A 16,449-nucleotide genomic window follows, 5' to 3' on the forward strand; every position below is an offset into this window, starting at 1 on the left:
TTCACCCTCAATGGTGGCTATTCACGCCTGCGGCCACGGTTTCGCAGGCGGCGAAAGTATAACGGTTAGCCCGCCTGGCCGAAACAACCCTATTAAATAAAGGGAGATTCGGCCTCACGGTGTACAGCTGCGGGAACCTCTGCAACGCTGGCAGGGCGCCTCTATTCTTAAAAGTTCGCGGGTGTGGCTGCGCTGATTAGTCGCGCCGGCACGTCGAACGGATTGCGAAAACGATGAGGCCTGGTGCTTTCAAAGTAGTAGCTATCGCCCGCTTCGAGCACAAAAGTTTCAAGACCGACCACCAACTCCAGGCGCCCTTCCACCAGAATTCCGGTTTCTTCGCCTTCATGGGTGAGCATTTCTTCGCCCGTGTCGGCACCTGGAGGGTAGATTTCATTGAGAAATGCGATGGCCCGGCTTGGGCGCGCCCGGCCCACCAGTTTCATGGTGACGGCACCGTCAGAGATGTCGATCAGCTCATTGGCTTTATAGACGATCTGCGTCGGTATTTCCTGGAGCACTTCTTCGGAGAAGAACTCGACCATGGACATGGGGATACCGCCCAACACCTTGCGCAGGGAGCTGATCGAGGGGCTGACGCTGTTTTTCTCGATCATCGAAATGGTGCTGTTGGTGACGCCCGCACGCTTGGCGAGCTCACGCTGGGAAAGACCTTTGAGTTTACGGATGGATTGCAGTCGTTCGCCGACGTCCAATGCAGGAGCCTCCTAGGATTCAGGCTTTGTTGTAATTGAGCGTTATCATGGCGACAGCGTTCAGTATTTACAACACTTGGGCCTAAATCCCGGTGTACTCGGTTCGTTGCCGGCGGCTAAGCGCCGCTATAGAGCCTTGGCACTCGGCGCAGATTGCAGAAAATCTGATAGGGGATGGTCTCGGCGGCCACGGCAACATCACTGGCGAGGATGTGCTTGCCCCACAACTCTACGGTGGAACCAAGGCCCGCCTGGGGCAAGTCGGTGAGGTCGACACACAGCATGTCCATGGACACGCGCCCCAGCAGCCGGCTGCGCTGGCCAGCGACCAGCACCGGTGTGCCGGTGGGCGCATGACGTGGGTAACCGTCGGCATAACCCATGGCAACCACACCGATGCGCATCGGCTTGGGCGTGACGAACCTGGCGCCATAGCCCACCGGCTCACCGGCCGGCAACTCGCGCACGCAGATCACTTTGGATTCCAGGGTCATCACCGGCTGCAAGCGCGCGGCGAGGGCCTGGTCTTCGCCAAAGGGCGTTGCGCCGTAAAGCATGATACCGGGGCGCACCCAGTCGCTGGCCACGCTCGGCCAGCCCAATACAGACGGTGAGTTGCGCAGGCTGACCTCAGCCGCCAGCCCCTGGCGCGCCGCCTCAAACACCGTTACTTGTTCGTTGCTGCTGACGCAATCGAGCTCATCGGCGCGGGCAAAATGGCTCATCAACACGATTTTCGCCACTTTGCCACTCGCCAGCAGGCGCTGATACGCTTCCTGGTAATCCTTGGGGTGCAGGCCCACACGGTGCATGCCCGAGTCCAGCTTCAGCCAAACTGTCAGCGGCTTGCTCAAACGAGCTTGCTCGATGGCTTCCAACTGCCACAGCGAATGCACCACGCACCACAAATCCTGCTCGATGATCAGCGGCAACTCGTCGGCTTCGAAAAAACCTTCCAGCAGCAACACCGGCGCACGAATGCCGGCGGCGCGCAGTTCCAGCGCTTCCTCGATGCACGCCACCGCGAACCCGTCGGCTTGCGCCTCCAGTGCCTGGGCCACGGGCACCGCGCCATGGCCGTAGGCATCGGCCTTGATCACGGCGAGGGCCTTGGCCCCGGTGACTTCTCGGGCCAATTGGTAGTTATGGCGCAGGGCTTGGAGATCGATCAGGGCACGGGCTGGACGCATGGCGGCAGGCTTCTAGGCAGCAAAGTCAATAAAAAACCGGTGCCGACCAACAACGTCGGCACCGGGAGAGGGATCATTGTTAAGGCAGCGCAGCCACGACAGACAGCTCTACCAGAATCTCGGGTTCGCACAGCTTGGCTTGGACCGTGGCGCGGGCCGGGGCGAGGCCTTTAGGCAGCCATTTGTCCCATACCGCGTTCATCAAAGCGAAGTCGGCGTCGATGTCCTTCAGGTAGATCGTTACCGACAGCAACCTGGACTTGTCGGTACCGGCAAGGTCCAGCAAGCGCTCGATATTGACCAGGGTTTCACGGGTCTGCTGCTCAATCCCGGCGCTCATGTCGTCGCCAACTTGCCCTGCCAGGTACACGGTACCGCTGTGGACAACGATCTGGCTCATGCGCTCATTGGTGAGCTGGCGCTGGATTGACATGTTGTGCGGACTCCTGGGGGTTGCCATAACGGGAAATATCGAGGCCTGCGGCGCTGATCTGCGGCGTTTTCTTCGCCATCAGGTCGGCCAGCAAGCGACCCGAACCACAGGCCATGGTCCAACCGAGGGTACCGTGGCCTGTATTCAGGAACAGGTTCTTGAACGGCGTGGCACCCACAATCGGTGTACCGTCCGGGGTGGTCGGGCGCAGGCCGGTCCAGAAACTGGCCTGGGCCAGATCGCCGCCCTGAGGATAAAGGTCGTTGACGATCATCTCCAGGGTTTCACGTCGCCGCGGGTTCAGCGACAGGTCAAAACCGGCTATTTCAGCCATGCCACCGACGCGAATACGATTGTCGAAACGGGTGATCGCGACTTTGTAGGTTTCATCGAGAATGGTCGAGGTCGGCGCCATTGCCGGGTTAGTGATCGGCACAGTCAGCGAATAACCCTTGAGCGGGTACACCGGCGCCTTGATCCCCAATGGCTTGAGCAACTTGGGCGAGTAACTGCCGAGGGCCAGTACATAGCGATCGGCAGTTTCCAGCTTGCCGTCGATCAGCACACCGTTGATGCGGTCGCCCGCGTAGTCCAGGCGCTGGATGTCTTGTTCGAAGCGGAATTCCACGCCCAATTGTTTGCACATTTCGACCAGGCGCGTGGTGAACATCTGGCAATCGCCCGTCTGGTCGTTGGGCAGACGCAAGGCACCCGCGAGGATATCGGTGACGCTGGCCAGGGCCGGTTCAACCCGGGCAATGCCGGCTCGGTCGAGCAATTCGAATGGCACGCCGGACTCTTTCAGCACGGCGATGTCCTTGGCGGCGCCATCGAGCTGGGCCTGGGTGCGGAACAGTTGGGTGGTACCGAGGCTGCGCCCTTCGTAGGCAATCCCGGTCTCGGCGCGCAATTCGTCGAGGCAGTCGCGGCTGTACTCGGACAGGCGCACCATGCGTTCCTTGTTCACCGCGTAGCGGCTGGCCGTGCAGTTGCGCAGCATCTGCGCCATCCACAGGTATTGGTCGATATCGACAGTGGCCTTGATCGCCAGCGGCGCGTGGCGCTGAAGCAGCCATTTGATGGCCTTGAGCGGCACACCCGGCGCGGCCCATGGCGAGGCGTAGCCAGGGGACACCTGACCGGCGTTGGCGAAACTGGTTTCCATGGCAGCGGCAGGCTGACGATCAACCACCACAACGTCGAAGCCGGCCCGCGCCAAATAGTAGGCACTGGTCACCCCAATGACGCCGCTACCCAAGACCAGAACGCGCATTTTTATATCCTCATCGCGGGCTCAGCCGCTGACGTGTGTTATTCGAGCAATGATGGGCGCAGTGTAAAAAACAATCGGCAGTGCATTTCACTATATAAATGCCTATATTTGGCGACAATTCTTGGCAAAAACCCTTTTGACAGAGGCGTATCCCCTATGCGTACCAACACCCAGACCAAGCGGGAGCTGGACAAGATCGACCGCAATATCCTGCGCATCCTGCAAACCGACGGGCGCATCTCGTTCACGGAGCTGGGGGAAAAGGTCGGGCTGTCCACCACGCCCTGCACCGAGCGCGTGCGGCGCCTGGAGCGCGAAGGGATCATCATGGGCTACAACGCACGGCTCAATCCCCAGCATTTGAAGGGAAGTTTGCTGGTATTTGTCGAGATCAGCCTGGATTACAAGTCGGGTGACACCTTTGAAGAATTTCGCCGAGCCGTGCTGAAACTGCCTCACGTGCTGGAGTGCCATCTGGTGTCGGGTGATTTCGACTACCTGGTGAAAGCGCGAATCTCGGAGATGGCTTCGTACCGCAAATTGCTGGGCGATATCCTGCTCAAACTCCCTCATGTGCGGGAATCCAAGAGCTATATCGTGATGGAAGAGGTGAAAGAGAGCCTGAACCTGCCGATCCCTGACTGACCCACTGACACAACACGGTCAAATGTGGGAGCAGGCAAGCCAGCTCCCACAGTTTTAACCGAGTACATCCGCTAGACCAGCACCTGCCGGGTACTCGCCATGTACTCATGAATCTGCTTCTCCACCCGCGGATGAATCAGCTCCACTGGCCGGCGGCCATTAGGGCACGGCAAGGTCTTGGTGGTGCCGAACAGGCGACAGATCAGCGGCCGCTCATCATACACGGTGCAACCCTTGGGCCCCAGGTGCACGCAGTTCAGCTCGTCCATCGCCGCCTCTTGCTCGGCAGCGGTCTTGCGCGGCAGACGCGACATTTCCTCGGGCGAGGTGGTCACCGGCCCACAGCAGTCGTGGCAACCGGGGACGCACTCGAACGAAGGAATCTGGCGACGCAGCGCGCTGATTTTCTGACTGTTGCAACTCATCGAAACCCATACCGAACGGCGAATAGACGTGGATTCTGACGCAAAACGCCCCGCGCAGACAGCGTCGTGCGACCACTGTATCCTGCGTCAAATTTTCCAGACAGGGAGGTTCCCCATGACCGCCAGCGCCCGGCACACCGCTTCCTACTACGCCGCCAGCAGCGTGCCGCAACCGGATTACCCGACGCTGACGGGTGAGGTGAACGCCGATGTCTGTGTGATCGGCGGGGGTTTCTCCGGGCTCAACACCGCCCTGGAATTGGCCGAGCGCGGCTTTCACGTGGTGTTGCTGGAGGCGCGCAAGATCGGCTGGGGCGCCAGCGGACGCAATGGCGGCCAGTTGATTCGCGGTGTCGGCCACGGGCTGGATCAGTTCACCCAGGTGATCGGCAGCGACGGCGTGCGCCAGATGAAGCTGATGGGCCTGGAAGCCGTGGAGATCGTGCGCGAGCGTGTGGAGCGCTTCCAGATCCCCTGTGACCTGACCTGGGGCTACTGCGACCTGGCCAACAAACCCCGCGATCTACAGGGCCTGGCCGAGGATGCCGAAGAGCTGCACAGTCTGGGTTACCGCCACGAAGTGCGCCTGCTGCAAGCCAGCGAGATGGGCACGGTAATCGGCTCTGATCGCTATGTAGGCGGCATGATCGATATGGGTTCCGGCCATCTGCACCCGCTGAACCTGGCACTGGGTGAGGCTGCCATTGCCCAGCAGTTGGGCGTGGCGCTGTACGAGCAATCCCAAGTGACCCGTATCGACTATGGCCCTGAGGTCAAGGTGCATACCGCCCAAGGCACTGTGCGCGCCAAGACCCTGGTACTGGCCTGCAACGCCTACCTGAACGGGCTCAACCCGCAACTGAGCGGCAAGGTGTTGCCCGCCGGCAGCTACATCATTGCCACCGAGTCCTTGAGCGACGCGCAAGCCACCCGCCTGTTGCCGCAGAACATGGCCGTGTGTGACCAGCGCGTGACGGTGGACTACTTCCGCCTGTCCGCCGACCGCCGCCTGTTGTTCGGCGGCGCCTGCCACTACTCCGGTCGAGACCCCAAGGACATCGGCGCCTACATGCGACCGAAGATGCTGCAGGTATTCCCCCAATTGGCAGACGTGAAAATCGACTACCAATGGGGCGGCATGATCGGCATCGGCGCCAACCGCCTGCCGCAGATTGGCCGCCTGGCCGATCAACCCAACGTGTATTACGCCCAGGCCTATGCCGGCCATGGCCTCAACGCCACGCACCTGGCGGGCAAGCTGCTGGCCGAGGCCATCAGCGGCCAGCAACAGGGGCGTTTCGATCTGTTCGCTCAGGTGCCACACATCACCTTCCCCGGCGGTAAACACCTGCGTTCGCCGCTGCTGGCACTGGGGATGCTCTGGCACCGCCTCAAAGAACTGCTCTGATCAATCGCGCCAGAAGGGTTTCAAACCCTCACGGCGCGCCTGCTCGGCGGTCAGCCCGATGTCGCGTAACTGCTCGCGGCTCAGGTCCAGCAGGGCCTTGCGCGTATGGCGACGGCGCCAGAACAGATTCCAGCGGCCAGGCGCCGAGGCAGTGATCACCTGCTCCTGCGCCACGTCCAGTTCCTGACTGCGTAACGCCAGCCGTACATCGCTCATGCCGCTCATTTGACTGCCCCTCATTGGCCTGTTGTCTTGAGTGATCAGCATGCGCGGGCGGCCAGAACCATTACAGATTCAGCCAACTTTTAATAAATACATACAGATGCTGCCTCTGCGTGGCTGAATCCTGTATTTTCCCCCTATCTGTACTGGTCCCTCGGGAGCGACCACCATGACCCTTTACGTCAACCTAGCCGAATTGCTCGGCACCCGTATTGAACAGGGCTTCTATCGTCCGGGCGATCGACTGCCCTCGGTGCGGGCCTTGAGTGTGGAACATGGGGTGAGCCTGAGCACCGTGCAGCAGGCGTATCGGTTGCTCGAAGACAACGGCCTGGCGATGCCCAAGCCCAAGTCGGGCTATTTTGTTCCGGTGGGCCGTGAACTGCCGGCACTGCCCGAGATAGGCCGCCCGGCCCAACGACCAGTGGAAATCTCCCAATGGGACCTGGTGCTGGAACTGATTCGTGCGGTGCCGCGCAAAGACGTCATACAGATGGGCCGAGGCATGCCGGATGTATTGTCGCCTACCTTGAAGCCGCTGCTGCGTAGCCTCGCCCGTGTCAGCCGGCGCCAAGACCTGCCGGGGCTGTATTACGACAATATCCTCGGCTGTATGGAACTGCGTGAGCAAATCGCCCGGCTGTCATTGGACTCCGGCTGCCAACTGAGCGCCGAAGACATCGTGATCACCACCGGTTGCCACGAAGCCCTCTCCGCCAGCATTCACGCGATTTGTGAGCCCGGCGATATCGTCGCGGTGGATTCGCCCAGCTTCCACGGCGCCATGCAGACCCTCAAGGGCCTGGGCATGAAAGCCCTGGAAATCCCCACCGACCCGCTCACCGGCATCAGCCTGGAGGCCTTGGAACTGGCGCTGGAACAGTGGCCGATCAAAGTCATCCAGCTCACCCCAAACTGCAACAACCCCTTGGGCTACATCATGCCGGAAGCCCGTAAACGCGCCTTGCTGACCCTGGCCCAGCGCTTTGACGTGGCGATTATCGAAGACGATGTGTATGGCGAGCTGGCCTACAGCTACCCACGCCCGCGCACCATCAAATCCTTCGATGAAGACGGCCGTGTGCTGCTGTGCAGCTCGTTCTCCAAAACCCTGGCGCCCGGCCTGCGCATTGGTTGGGTCGCACCGGGACGCTATCTGGAGCGGGTGCTGCACATGAAATACATCAGCACCGGTTCTACGGCCACACAGCCGCAGATTGCTATTGCCGAATTCCTCAAAGGCGGTCATTTCGAACCTCATTTACGTAGGATGCGCACCCAATACCAGCGTAATCGCGACTTGATGCTCGATTGGGTCAGCCGTTATTTCCCCGCTGGCACGCGCGCCAGCCGGCCCCAAGGCAGCTTCATGCTATGGATTGAGCTGCCGGAGGGCTTCGACACCTTGAAGCTCAACCGCGTGCTGGTGGAACAAGGTGTACAGGTGGCGGTAGGCAGCATCTTCTCCGCCTCCGGCAAGTACCGTAACTGCTTGCGCATGAACTACGCTGCCAAGCCAACGCCGCAGATTGAAGAGGCCGTACGCAAGGTAGGTGCTGCCGCTGGCAAGATGCTGCAAGAGACGGCGGACTGACCTTTCCCGAGCAAATGCCGTCATATGCCACAACCGCCCTGACCTGGAAGCAGTTTCCTTGATGATTCGACGGCTTTTACCGTTTTGCCTGCTGGGCGCCCTGGCCCTGGGCGGCTGTGCCACGGTCGACACCCCGCGCATCCCCAGCGATGCCCTGCCGGCGAAGGACTCCTCGTTCGGTCGCTCGATCCAGGCCCAGGCCGCCCCCTACCAAGGACGCTCGGGCTTCCGCTTGCTGCCCAACAGCAGTGAGGCTTTCATGGCTCGGGCCGAGTTGATTCGCAACGCCCAGACCAGCCTCGACTTGCAGTACTACATCGTGCACGACGGCATCAGCACACGCATGCTTGTGGACGAACTGCTCAAGGCCGCCGACCGCGGGGTGCGCGTGCGGATTCTGCTGGACGACACCACCAGTGATGGCCTCGACCAGATCATCGCCACCCTCGCCGCCCATCCCAAGGTGCAGATACGCCTGTTCAACCCGCTGCATCTGGGCCGTAGCACCGGCGTCACGCGCGCCATGGGCCGTGTATTCAACCTGTCACTGCAACACCGGCGCATGCATAACAAGCTGTGGCTGGCCGATAACAGCGTGGCCATCGTTGGCGGGCGCAATCTGGGCGACGAGTATTTCGACGCCGAACCGAACCTGAATTTCACCGATATCGACATGCTCAGCGTCGGGCCGGTGGCCGAGCAATTGGGTCACAGCTTCGACCAGTACTGGAACAGCGCCTTGAGCAAGCCTATCGATGACTTCGTCTCGAACAAACCCTCCAAAGTCGACCTCGCCGTCGCCCGCGGGCGCCTTGAAGCCTCCCTGGCTCAGTCCCGTCAGCAGAACCACACGCTGTATAACCGCCTGCGCACTTACCAGACCCAGCCCCGCATGGACCTCTGGCGCCGCGAGTTGATCTGGGCCTGGAACCAGGCGCTGTGGGACGCACCGAGCAAGGTACTGGCCAAGGCCGACCCCGACCCACGACTGCTGCTGACCACTCAGCTGGCGCCAGAGCTGGCGGGTGTCAGCCATGAGCTGATCATGATTTCGGCTTACTTCGTACCGGGCCAACCTGGGCTGGTCTACCTCACAGGGCGTGCCGATGCGGGTGTTTCGGTGCGCCTGCTGACCAACGCCCTCGAAGCCACCGACGTACCGGCCGTGCACGGCGGTTATGCGCCGTATCGCAAGGCGCTGCTGGAGCACGGGGTAAAGCTCTATGAGCTACGCCGGCAACCGGGCGACCCCAGCGCAAGCAGCGGCCCGCACCTGTTTCGGCATGGCAGCTGGCGCGGCTCGGACTCCAGCCTGCACAGCAAGGCGATGATCTTCGACCGAGAAAAGTCGTTTATCGGCTCGTTCAATTTCGACCCTCGCTCAGTGCTGTGGAACACCGAAGTCGGCGTACTGGTGGACAGCCCCGAGCTGGCTGAACACGTGCGCAACTTGGCCCTGGAAGGCATGGCGCCGGCGTTGAGCTATGAGGCCAAACTGCAGGACGGCCAGGTGGTGTGGGTGACAGAAGACAACGGCCAGATGCACACCCTGACCCGCGAACCGGGCAGTTGGTGGCGACGGTTCAATGCCTGGTTCGCCACCCGCGTTGGCCTGGAACGCATGCTCTAAAAAACACTGCAAATCACCTGTGGGAGCCGGGCTTGCCCGCGATTACGGTGTGCCAGACAACAAATCAGCTGGCTGACAAACCGTAATCGCAGGCAAGCCAGCTCCCACAATTGATTGCATTTCGAGGTCAGGCCGGCTGCGTAGCGCCGAAAGCCCCCTGGCGCAGCAACAGCACCACCAACCCCAGCGCCCCGGCAGCCATCAACAGCGCCAGCGCATGCCCACTGATCCACTGGCTGCCCGCCCCCGCCACCAGCGGCCCGATCAGGCAGCCAATGCCCCACAGCTGCGCCACGTGAGCGTTGGCACGCACCAACGCATCGTCGCGGTAGCGCTCGCCAATCAAAATCAGCGACAAGGTGAACAACCCGCCGGCACTGGCGCCGAACAGCACCCACACCGGCCAGATCAGCAACGTGTGCATCAATAACGGCACCGCCAGGCTCGACGCCAGCAACAGCAGTGCACAGGCCAGAAACAGGGTACGTCGCGGCAGATAGTCGGCCAGCGCGCCAATGGGCAATTGCAGCAACGCATCGCCCACCACCACCGTGCTGACCATCGCCAAGGCGATCTCGGCGGTAAAACCCTGTTGCAGGCAGTACACCGGCAACAGCGTCAGGATCATCGCTTCAAACGCAGCAAACAACGCCACGGCCCAGGCAATCGCCGGCAGGCCCAGGCAAAAGCGCCACAGGTCGCCAAAGGTCACGCTGAACGAATCCGCCGTCGGCGCCCCGGTACGTCCCAGCAACAGCAGCGGCGCCAGCACCAAAAGGCCCGCGCCGACCCAGAAGCCGTAGTCATGGTCGGTGCCAATCAGGCCCAACAGCAACGGCCCCGACAACTGACTCAAGGCATAGCTACAGCCGTAGAGCGCCACCAGCCGGCCACGCCACTGCTCGACCACCAATTGGTTGATCCAGCTTTCACCCAGGATAAATACGATGGTCAGGATCACCCCGATCATCAGCCTGAGCACCAACCACACCGGGTAGCTGGGCAGGATCGCCAGCAAGCCGATGGACACCGCACCGGCCCACAGGCACAGGCGCATCAGGTTGGCAGTGCCGAGCCAGGACGCCATACGGCTGGAGACCTTGGCTCCCAGCAGCACGCCGAATGCCGGCATCGCCGCCATCACGCCAATGGCGAAACTGCCATAACCCCAGCCTTCAAGACGCAGGGATACCAACGGCATGCTGACACCCAGGGCCAGGCCAACGCTGAGTACCGACGCCAGCACGGCGAAATAAGTCGCCCAACGCATTGCCACGCTCCTGTGGATAATTCTGGTTCGCAAAACGACTGTAGGAGCGAGCTTGCTCGCGAAAAACGTTAACGATGACGCGTTCATGCTGGATAAACGCGGCGCCTTCAGGTTCTTCGCGAGCAAGCTCGCTCCTACAGGGGGATCAGCCGTGTTGCTTAGAGCTTGATCCAGGTCGCCTTCAGCTCGGTGTACTTGTCGAATGCATGCAGCGACTTGTCGCGGCCATTACCCGACTGCTTGAAACCACCGAACGGTGCAGTCATATCGCCGCCGTCGTACTGGTTAACCCACACGCTGCCGGCGCGCAGAGCCTTGGCCGTCAGGTGTGCCTTGGAGATGTCTGCCGTCCACACCGCCGCAGCCAGGCCGTATTGGGTGTCGTTGGCGATGGCGATGGCTTCTTCGGCGCTGTCGAAAGTGATCACCGACAGGACGGGGCCAAAGATCTCTTCCTGGGCGATCTTCATGGCATTGGTCACGCCGTCGAAAATCGTCGGCTCGACGTAGGTGCCGCCGGACTCTTCCAAGGTGCGCTTGCCACCCGCGACCAGCTTGGCGCCATCGGCGTGGCCAGCTTCAATGTACGAAAGCACGGTGTTCATCTGCTGCGTATCCACCAGTGCACCCACAGTGGTGGCTGGGTCCAGTGGGTTGCCGGGTTTCCAGCCCTTGAGGGCCTCGATCACCAGCGGCAGGAAGGTGTCCTTGATCGAACGCTCGACCAGCAGGCGCGAGCCGGCAGTGCAGACTTCGCCCTGGTTGAAGGCAATCGCACTGGCGGCAGATTCGGCCGCCGCTTGCAGGTTCGGCGCGTCGGCAAACACGATGTTCGGGCTCTTGCCGCCAGCCTCCAGCCAGACACGCTTCATGTTCGATTCGCCGGAGCGGATCAACAGTTGCTTGGCGATCTTGGTCGAGCCCGTGAACACCAGGGTATCGACGTCCATATGCACCGCCAGAGCATTACCTACCGTGTGGCCATAGCCAGGCAGCACGTTGAACACGCCTTTTGGAATACCAGCCTCAACGGCCAACGCGGCGATGCGGATGGCGGTGAGCGGCGATTTTTCGGACGGCTTCAGGATGACAGAGTTGCCGGTGGACAGCGCCGGACCGAGCTTCCAGCAGGCCATCATCAACGGGAAGTTCCACGGCACGATGGCGCCAACGACACCGACGGGCTCGCGGGTCACCAGGCCCAGTTGATCGTGGGGCGTGGCGGCGACTTCGTCGTAGATCTTGTCGATAGCCTCGCCGCTCCAGCTCAGGGCTTGCGCCGCGCCGGGGACGTCGATGTTCAGGGAATCGCTGATGGGTTTGCCCATGTCCAGGGTTTCGAGCAGCGCCAGCTCTTCAGCGTTAGCCTTGAGCAGCGCGGCGAAACGGATCATGACGGACTTGCGCTTGGCCGGCGCCAGGCGCGACCACACACCGGAATTGAAGGTGGCACGCGCATTTTCCACGGCGCGCTGGGCGTCGCTGGCATCACAGCTGGCGACAGTGGCTAGCAAGCACCCATCCACCGGGCTGATGCATTCGAAGGTGTCACCGGAAACGGCGGCGGTGTATTCGCCATTGATATAGGCGCGGCCTTCGATTTTCAGAGCCTTGGCGCGTTGTTCCCAGTCGGCACGGGTCAGGGTGGTCATGCGAGTGTCCTCCTCTTATTGAATACAAGGGCCTGGGAGGTTTATCCCGGCGCCATCACGAATGCTTGCCCGGCCAGCCTGCTGTTCGGCTCAAGGCAGCTGCCACCCTAAACCAGCGGCTGGGGATGTTTCAATATATTTGACAGAACGGCGGCAAACGCCCTTGCGATGTTCATTTTAATAAACATAGACTTTGGGCTCTCCAACCGCAGGCCAGACGGGAAATGCACATGAGCATCCAGGACATCGTCGATTTCAGCCAAGCCAACACCGCTCCCGAACGCTACCGCCCTGCCGCCGAGAAAATCCTCAAGGGCGATCCCGAGCAGACACTCTACAACCACTACAACAGCCCATGCGGCCAGATGAACGCGGGCGTCTGGGAAGGTGACGTGGGCCAGTGGAAGGTCAATTACACCGAGCATGAGTACTGCGAGATCGTGCAAGGCGTGTCGGTGTTGCGCGATGCCGAGGGGAATGCCAAGACCCTGCGCGCCGGCGACCGCTTTGTGGTCCCTGCCGGTTTCAGCGGTACCTGGGAAGTGCTGGAAGCGTGCCGCAAGATCTACGTGGTGTTTGAAGAGAAAGCCTGATCACCAAACCCCAGGCAAAAAAAAGCCCGCATCGTGAGATACGGGCTTTTTTTCACAAGGAAGAAAATCAATTACTTGATTTTGCCTTCTTTGTAGATCACGTGCTTGCGAACGCGCGGGTCGAACATTTTCTTTTCGAGCTTGTCCGGGGTAGTACGCTTGTTCTTGTCGGTAGTGTAGAAGTGACCAGTACCGGCGCTAGAGATCATTCGAATCAATTCACGCATGATAGAGCTCCTTAGATCTTGCCAGCGGCGCGGATTTCGGCCAGCACGACAGTGATGCCACGCTTGTCGATAATACGCATGCCTTTAGCAGATACACGCAGGCGAACAAAACGTTTCTCTTCTTCAACCCAGAAGCGGTGATGCTGCAGGTTCGGCAGGAAACGACGACGGGTTTTGTTATTTGCGTGGGAAATGTTATTCCCAGTCACCGGACCCTTACCGGTAACTTGACAGACTCTCGACATGCCTCAGCCCTCTAAAACCACATGCCCAACCCGGCATGGGTTGGCCGCTTAATCTCTCAGTCATTTGGCGCCAGGCGCCGCGTTTCTTTAGGGTCTTACCGGCTACACCTACAGTGAAGGAACCGGGCCCCTAGAAAAGAGCGCTGCTTTATACCAGAAAGACCCCAGTGCAACAACAACCTGTGTACTTTTAGCAGCGTAAATCTTGGCCACAAGTGCCTGAACCGCTGCCAGGAGGGGCCGCTGTAACAGCCGACCGCTCGTCGCACAGAATGATTTACAACGCCTGCGGTCACAGGGAAGTGCACGGCGAAACACGCTGAGGCGCCATCAAAACAGCATTTTGGCCAAAAGCACAGGCAAAAATGGGCTAGTCATTTATCAATCAGACCTCTACGGTAGGCTTTTTCCAGACTGCACTCGCAGATGGGCCTTCGATCTGCACAGGAAACCGAATATGCGCCTCGCTGCCCTACCGCTATTGCTTGCCCCTCTCTTTATTGCGCCGATGGCCGTTGCGGCCACCAACTTGAGCGTATGCACCGAGGCCAGCCCCGAAGGGTTCGATGTGGTGCAGTACAACTCACTGACCACCACCAACGCCTCGGCCGACGTGCTGATGAACCGTTTGGTGGAATTCGACGCGGCCAGTGGCAAGTTGGTACCGAGCCTTGCAGATAGCTGGGAAGTGTCGCCCGATGGGCTGACGTACACCTTCAAACTGCACCCCGATGTGAAATTCCATCGCACCAGCTATTTCAGCCCAAGCCGCACCCTGACCGCCGAAGATGTACGCTTCAGCTTCGAGCGCATGCTCGACCCGGCCAACCCGTGGCACAAGATCGCCCAGAGCGGCTTTCCTCACGCCCAGTCCCTGCAATTGCCGGCACTGGTCAAGAAAATCGACGCCCTTGACCCACTGACCGTACGCTTCACCCTCGACCATGCCGATTCCACCTTCCTCCCAGCACTGAGCATGGGCTTTGCGTCGATCTATCCGGCTGAATATGCCGATAAATTGCTCAAGGCCGGCACACCCGAGAAGCTCAACAGCCAGCCAATCGGCACCGGCCCGTTTGTGTTCGTGCGTTTCCAGAAAGATGCCGTGGTGCGTTACAAGGCCAACCCGGACTACTTCGCCGGCAAACCGGCGGTGGACAACCTGATTTTCGCCATCACCCCGGACGCCAACGTACGCCTGCAGAAGCTGCACCGCGATGAATGCCAGATCGCCCTGTCACCCAAGCCCCTGGATGTGGGCGAGGCCGAAAAAGACGCGGCGCTGAAGGTGGAAAAAACCGCCGCCTTCATGACCGCGTTCGTCGCCATCAACAGCCAGCACCCACCGCTGGACAAGCCCGAAGTGCGCCAGGCGATCAACCTGGCCTTTGATAAGGGCAGCTACCTCAAGGCCGTGTTCGAAGGCACCGCCGAAGCGGCCAACGGTGTCTACCCGCCGAACACCTGGAGCTATGCCAAAGAGTTGCCAGGCTACCCGCAGGACCTCGCCAAAGCCAAGGCCTTGCTGGGCCGCGCCGGGCTCAAGGACGGTTTCAAAACCACGATATGGACCCGCCCTACCGGCAGCCTGCTGAACCCCAACCCGAACCTCGGCGCCCAACTGTTGCAGGCCGACCTGGCCAAGGTTGGCATCCAGGCCGAGATTCGCGTGATCGAATGGGGCGAGTTGATCCGCCGCGCCAAGGCCGGCGAGCACGACTTGCTGTTCATGGGCTGGGCTGGGGACAACGGCGACCCGGATAACTTCCTGACGCCGCAGTTCTCCTGCGCCGCGGTGAAGTCCGGCACCAACTTTGCCCGCTATTGCGACCCCACCCTGGATAAGTTGATCAGTGCAGGCAAAACCACCAGCGAGCAAGGTGTGCGCAGCAAGCTATATCAGCAGGCCCAGGCGCAGATCCAGCAACAGGCGCTGTGGCTGCCACTGGCGCATCCGACGGCGTTTGCCTTGACCCGCAAGAACATCCAGGGGTACCAGGTAAGCCCGTTCGGGCGCCAGGACTATTCGAAAGTCAGCCTCAAGCCCTAAGGCACAACCCCCCACCTGTAGGAGCGAGCTTGCTCGCGAAAATCGTCAACGATGACGCGGAAAAACCTGACACCCCACGGGGCCCTCTGGTTTTTCGCGAGCAAGCTCGCTCCTACAGAGGCAGGGCCGTTACAGCCAACCGTATTCAGCCATCGACAGCGGGTCACCATCCCCCACGATGATGTGGTCCAGCACCCGCACATCCACCACGTCCAGCGCCTTTTGCAGCAGCTTGGTCAATTTTCGATCAGCCGCGCTGGGTTCTGTGCTTCCCGACGGATGGTTATGACACAGGATCAATGCCGCCGAGTTGTACGCCAAGGCGCGCTTGACCACCTGTCGCGGGTAGACAATCGCAGCGTCGATCGTGCCTTGGGACATGACCTCGAACCCTAGCACCCGATGCTTGGAGTCCAGGAACAGGCAGCCGAAGATCTCATGGGGCTCATGGCGCAGCAGTGCCTTGAGGTACTCGCGCACGGCCAGCGGGCTTTCCAGTACAGAGTCAGTCCGCAAGCGCTCGGCCAGGTGGCGCCGGGACATCTCAAGCACCGCCTGCAACTGGGCAAACTTCGCCGGCCCCAGCCCCAGATGCTGGCTGAACAGCGTCTGGCTGGCCTCCAGTAACGGGCGCAGGCCACCGAATTGCGCCAACAGATGGCGCGCCAGATCCACCGCACTTCGGCCGGCCACCCCCGTACGCAGGAAGATCGCCAACAGCTCGGCATCGGACAGGCTCGCCGCGCCGCCTTCCAATAACTTCTCCCGTGGACGCTCTGCCACGGGCCAATCACGAATACTCATCCCACCTCCCTGTATCTGCTCCGCTGTTGCCCGGCGGGCGCTGTGTTATCGTAGGGCCCTCTTTTTTGCCTG

The 16,449-nt window shown here is 60.8% G+C and carries 17 protein-coding genes; 6 read left to right on the forward strand and 11 right to left on the reverse strand.

Annotated elements, in window-relative coordinates; genetic code table 11:
• Positions 1-167: 167 nt before the first annotated feature.
• From JJD66_RS00540 to dadA, 4 genes are all read right to left on the reverse strand, one after another.
• Complete coding sequence (locus JJD66_RS00540; RefSeq protein WP_014720470.1) at positions 168-716, reverse strand: cupin domain-containing protein; 549 nt, start codon at positions 714-716, stop codon at positions 168-170.
• Positions 717-832: 116 nt separating this feature from the next.
• The gene (gene alr, locus JJD66_RS00545) at positions 833-1,906 is read right to left on the reverse strand and encodes an alanine racemase (RefSeq protein ID WP_105228954.1); all 1,074 of its coding nucleotides are present in this window, start codon (positions 1,904-1,906) and stop codon (positions 833-835) included.
• 79 nt (positions 1,907-1,985) lie between these two features.
• Positions 1,986-2,339 (reverse strand): RidA family protein, encoded by a 354-nt coding sequence (locus tag JJD66_RS00550; RefSeq protein ID WP_200647408.1) that lies wholly within the window; start codon positions 2,337-2,339, stop codon positions 1,986-1,988.
• Positions 2,311-3,612, reverse strand: a complete 1,302-nt coding sequence (gene dadA / locus JJD66_RS00555) for a D-amino acid dehydrogenase (RefSeq protein ID WP_200647409.1) — start codon at positions 3,610-3,612, stop codon at positions 2,311-2,313. Before dadA ends, JJD66_RS00550 begins: the two co-directional genes overlap by 29 nt.
• A gap of 156 nt (positions 3,613-3,768) precedes the next feature.
• Between dadA and JJD66_RS00560 the strand changes: the two genes are divergently transcribed.
• A complete protein-coding gene (locus JJD66_RS00560; RefSeq protein WP_003176896.1) occupies positions 3,769-4,257 on the forward strand; it encodes an Lrp/AsnC ligand binding domain-containing protein in 489 nt (162 codons plus the stop codon).
• 71 nt (positions 4,258-4,328) lie between these two features.
• On the opposite strand, the gene JJD66_RS00565 is transcribed toward JJD66_RS00560, so the two are convergent.
• Entirely contained in the window at positions 4,329-4,682 is a 354-nt protein-coding gene (locus tag JJD66_RS00565) for a YkgJ family cysteine cluster protein (protein WP_003195461.1), read from the reverse strand.
• Positions 4,683-4,797: 115 nt separating this feature from the next.
• On the opposite strand from JJD66_RS00565, the gene JJD66_RS00570 reads away from it, so the two are divergent.
• On the forward strand, positions 4,798-6,090 hold the full coding sequence (locus tag JJD66_RS00570; protein WP_200647410.1) for an NAD(P)/FAD-dependent oxidoreductase: 1,293 nt from the start codon (positions 4,798-4,800) through the stop codon (positions 6,088-6,090).
• Here JJD66_RS00570 and JJD66_RS00575 read toward each other — a convergent pair whose 3' ends face one another.
• On the reverse strand, positions 6,091-6,315 hold the full coding sequence (locus JJD66_RS00575) for a DUF1127 domain-containing protein (protein ID WP_034129086.1): 225 nt from the start codon (positions 6,313-6,315) through the stop codon (positions 6,091-6,093).
• A 166-nt stretch (positions 6,316-6,481) separates the two neighbouring features.
• Here JJD66_RS00575 and JJD66_RS00580 point away from each other — a divergent pair, with 166 nt between their 5' ends.
• Entirely contained in the window at positions 6,482-7,906 is a 1,425-nt protein-coding gene (locus tag JJD66_RS00580) for an aminotransferase-like domain-containing protein (RefSeq protein WP_198715859.1), read from the forward strand.
• Positions 7,907-7,967: 61 nt separating this feature from the next.
• Positions 7,968-9,536 (forward strand): phospholipase D family protein, encoded by a 1,569-nt coding sequence (locus JJD66_RS00585; RefSeq protein WP_198715860.1) that lies wholly within the window; start codon positions 7,968-7,970, stop codon positions 9,534-9,536.
• 127 nt (positions 9,537-9,663) lie between these two features.
• On the opposite strand, the gene JJD66_RS00590 is transcribed toward JJD66_RS00585, so the two are convergent.
• Positions 9,664-10,806, reverse strand: a complete 1,143-nt coding sequence (locus JJD66_RS00590; RefSeq protein ID WP_198715861.1) for an MFS transporter — start codon at positions 10,804-10,806, stop codon at positions 9,664-9,666.
• Between the two features lie 158 nt (positions 10,807-10,964).
• A complete protein-coding gene (locus JJD66_RS00595) occupies positions 10,965-12,458 on the reverse strand; it encodes an aldehyde dehydrogenase (protein ID WP_200647411.1) in 1,494 nt (497 codons plus the stop codon).
• A gap of 230 nt (positions 12,459-12,688) precedes the next feature.
• Between JJD66_RS00595 and JJD66_RS00600 the strand changes: the two genes are divergently transcribed.
• The gene (locus JJD66_RS00600; RefSeq protein WP_105228960.1) at positions 12,689-13,051 is read left to right on the forward strand and encodes a cupin domain-containing protein; all 363 of its coding nucleotides are present in this window, start codon (positions 12,689-12,691) and stop codon (positions 13,049-13,051) included.
• Between the two features lie 71 nt (positions 13,052-13,122).
• Here the strand turns inward: JJD66_RS00600 and rpmG are convergent, their stop codons facing one another.
• Together rpmG and rpmB are read right to left on the reverse strand one after the other, a co-directional pair.
• Complete coding sequence (rpmG, locus tag JJD66_RS00605; protein WP_003176906.1) at positions 13,123-13,278, reverse strand: 50S ribosomal protein L33; 156 nt, start codon at positions 13,276-13,278, stop codon at positions 13,123-13,125.
• An 11-nt stretch (positions 13,279-13,289) separates the two neighbouring features.
• Positions 13,290-13,523: a 50S ribosomal protein L28 gene (gene rpmB, locus JJD66_RS00610; RefSeq protein ID WP_003176907.1), complete on the reverse strand. Its 234-nt coding sequence runs from the start codon at positions 13,521-13,523 to the stop codon at positions 13,290-13,292.
• A gap of 457 nt (positions 13,524-13,980) precedes the next feature.
• On the opposite strand from rpmB, the gene JJD66_RS00615 reads away from it, so the two are divergent.
• Positions 13,981-15,573, forward strand: coding sequence for an ABC transporter substrate-binding protein (locus tag JJD66_RS00615; RefSeq protein WP_089041524.1), 1,593 nt, complete (start codon positions 13,981-13,983; stop codon positions 15,571-15,573).
• A gap of 129 nt (positions 15,574-15,702) precedes the next feature.
• Here JJD66_RS00615 and radC read toward each other — a convergent pair whose 3' ends face one another.
• Positions 15,703-16,377: a RadC family protein gene (radC, locus tag JJD66_RS00620; RefSeq protein ID WP_034129091.1), complete on the reverse strand. Its 675-nt coding sequence runs from the start codon at positions 16,375-16,377 to the stop codon at positions 15,703-15,705.
• Positions 16,378-16,449: the final 72 nt, after the last annotated feature.

The sequence above is a fragment of the Pseudomonas sp. MF6751 genome (genome assembly GCF_016613265.1).
Taxonomy (GTDB): domain Bacteria; phylum Pseudomonadota; class Gammaproteobacteria; order Pseudomonadales; family Pseudomonadaceae; genus Aquipseudomonas; species Aquipseudomonas fluorescens_BV.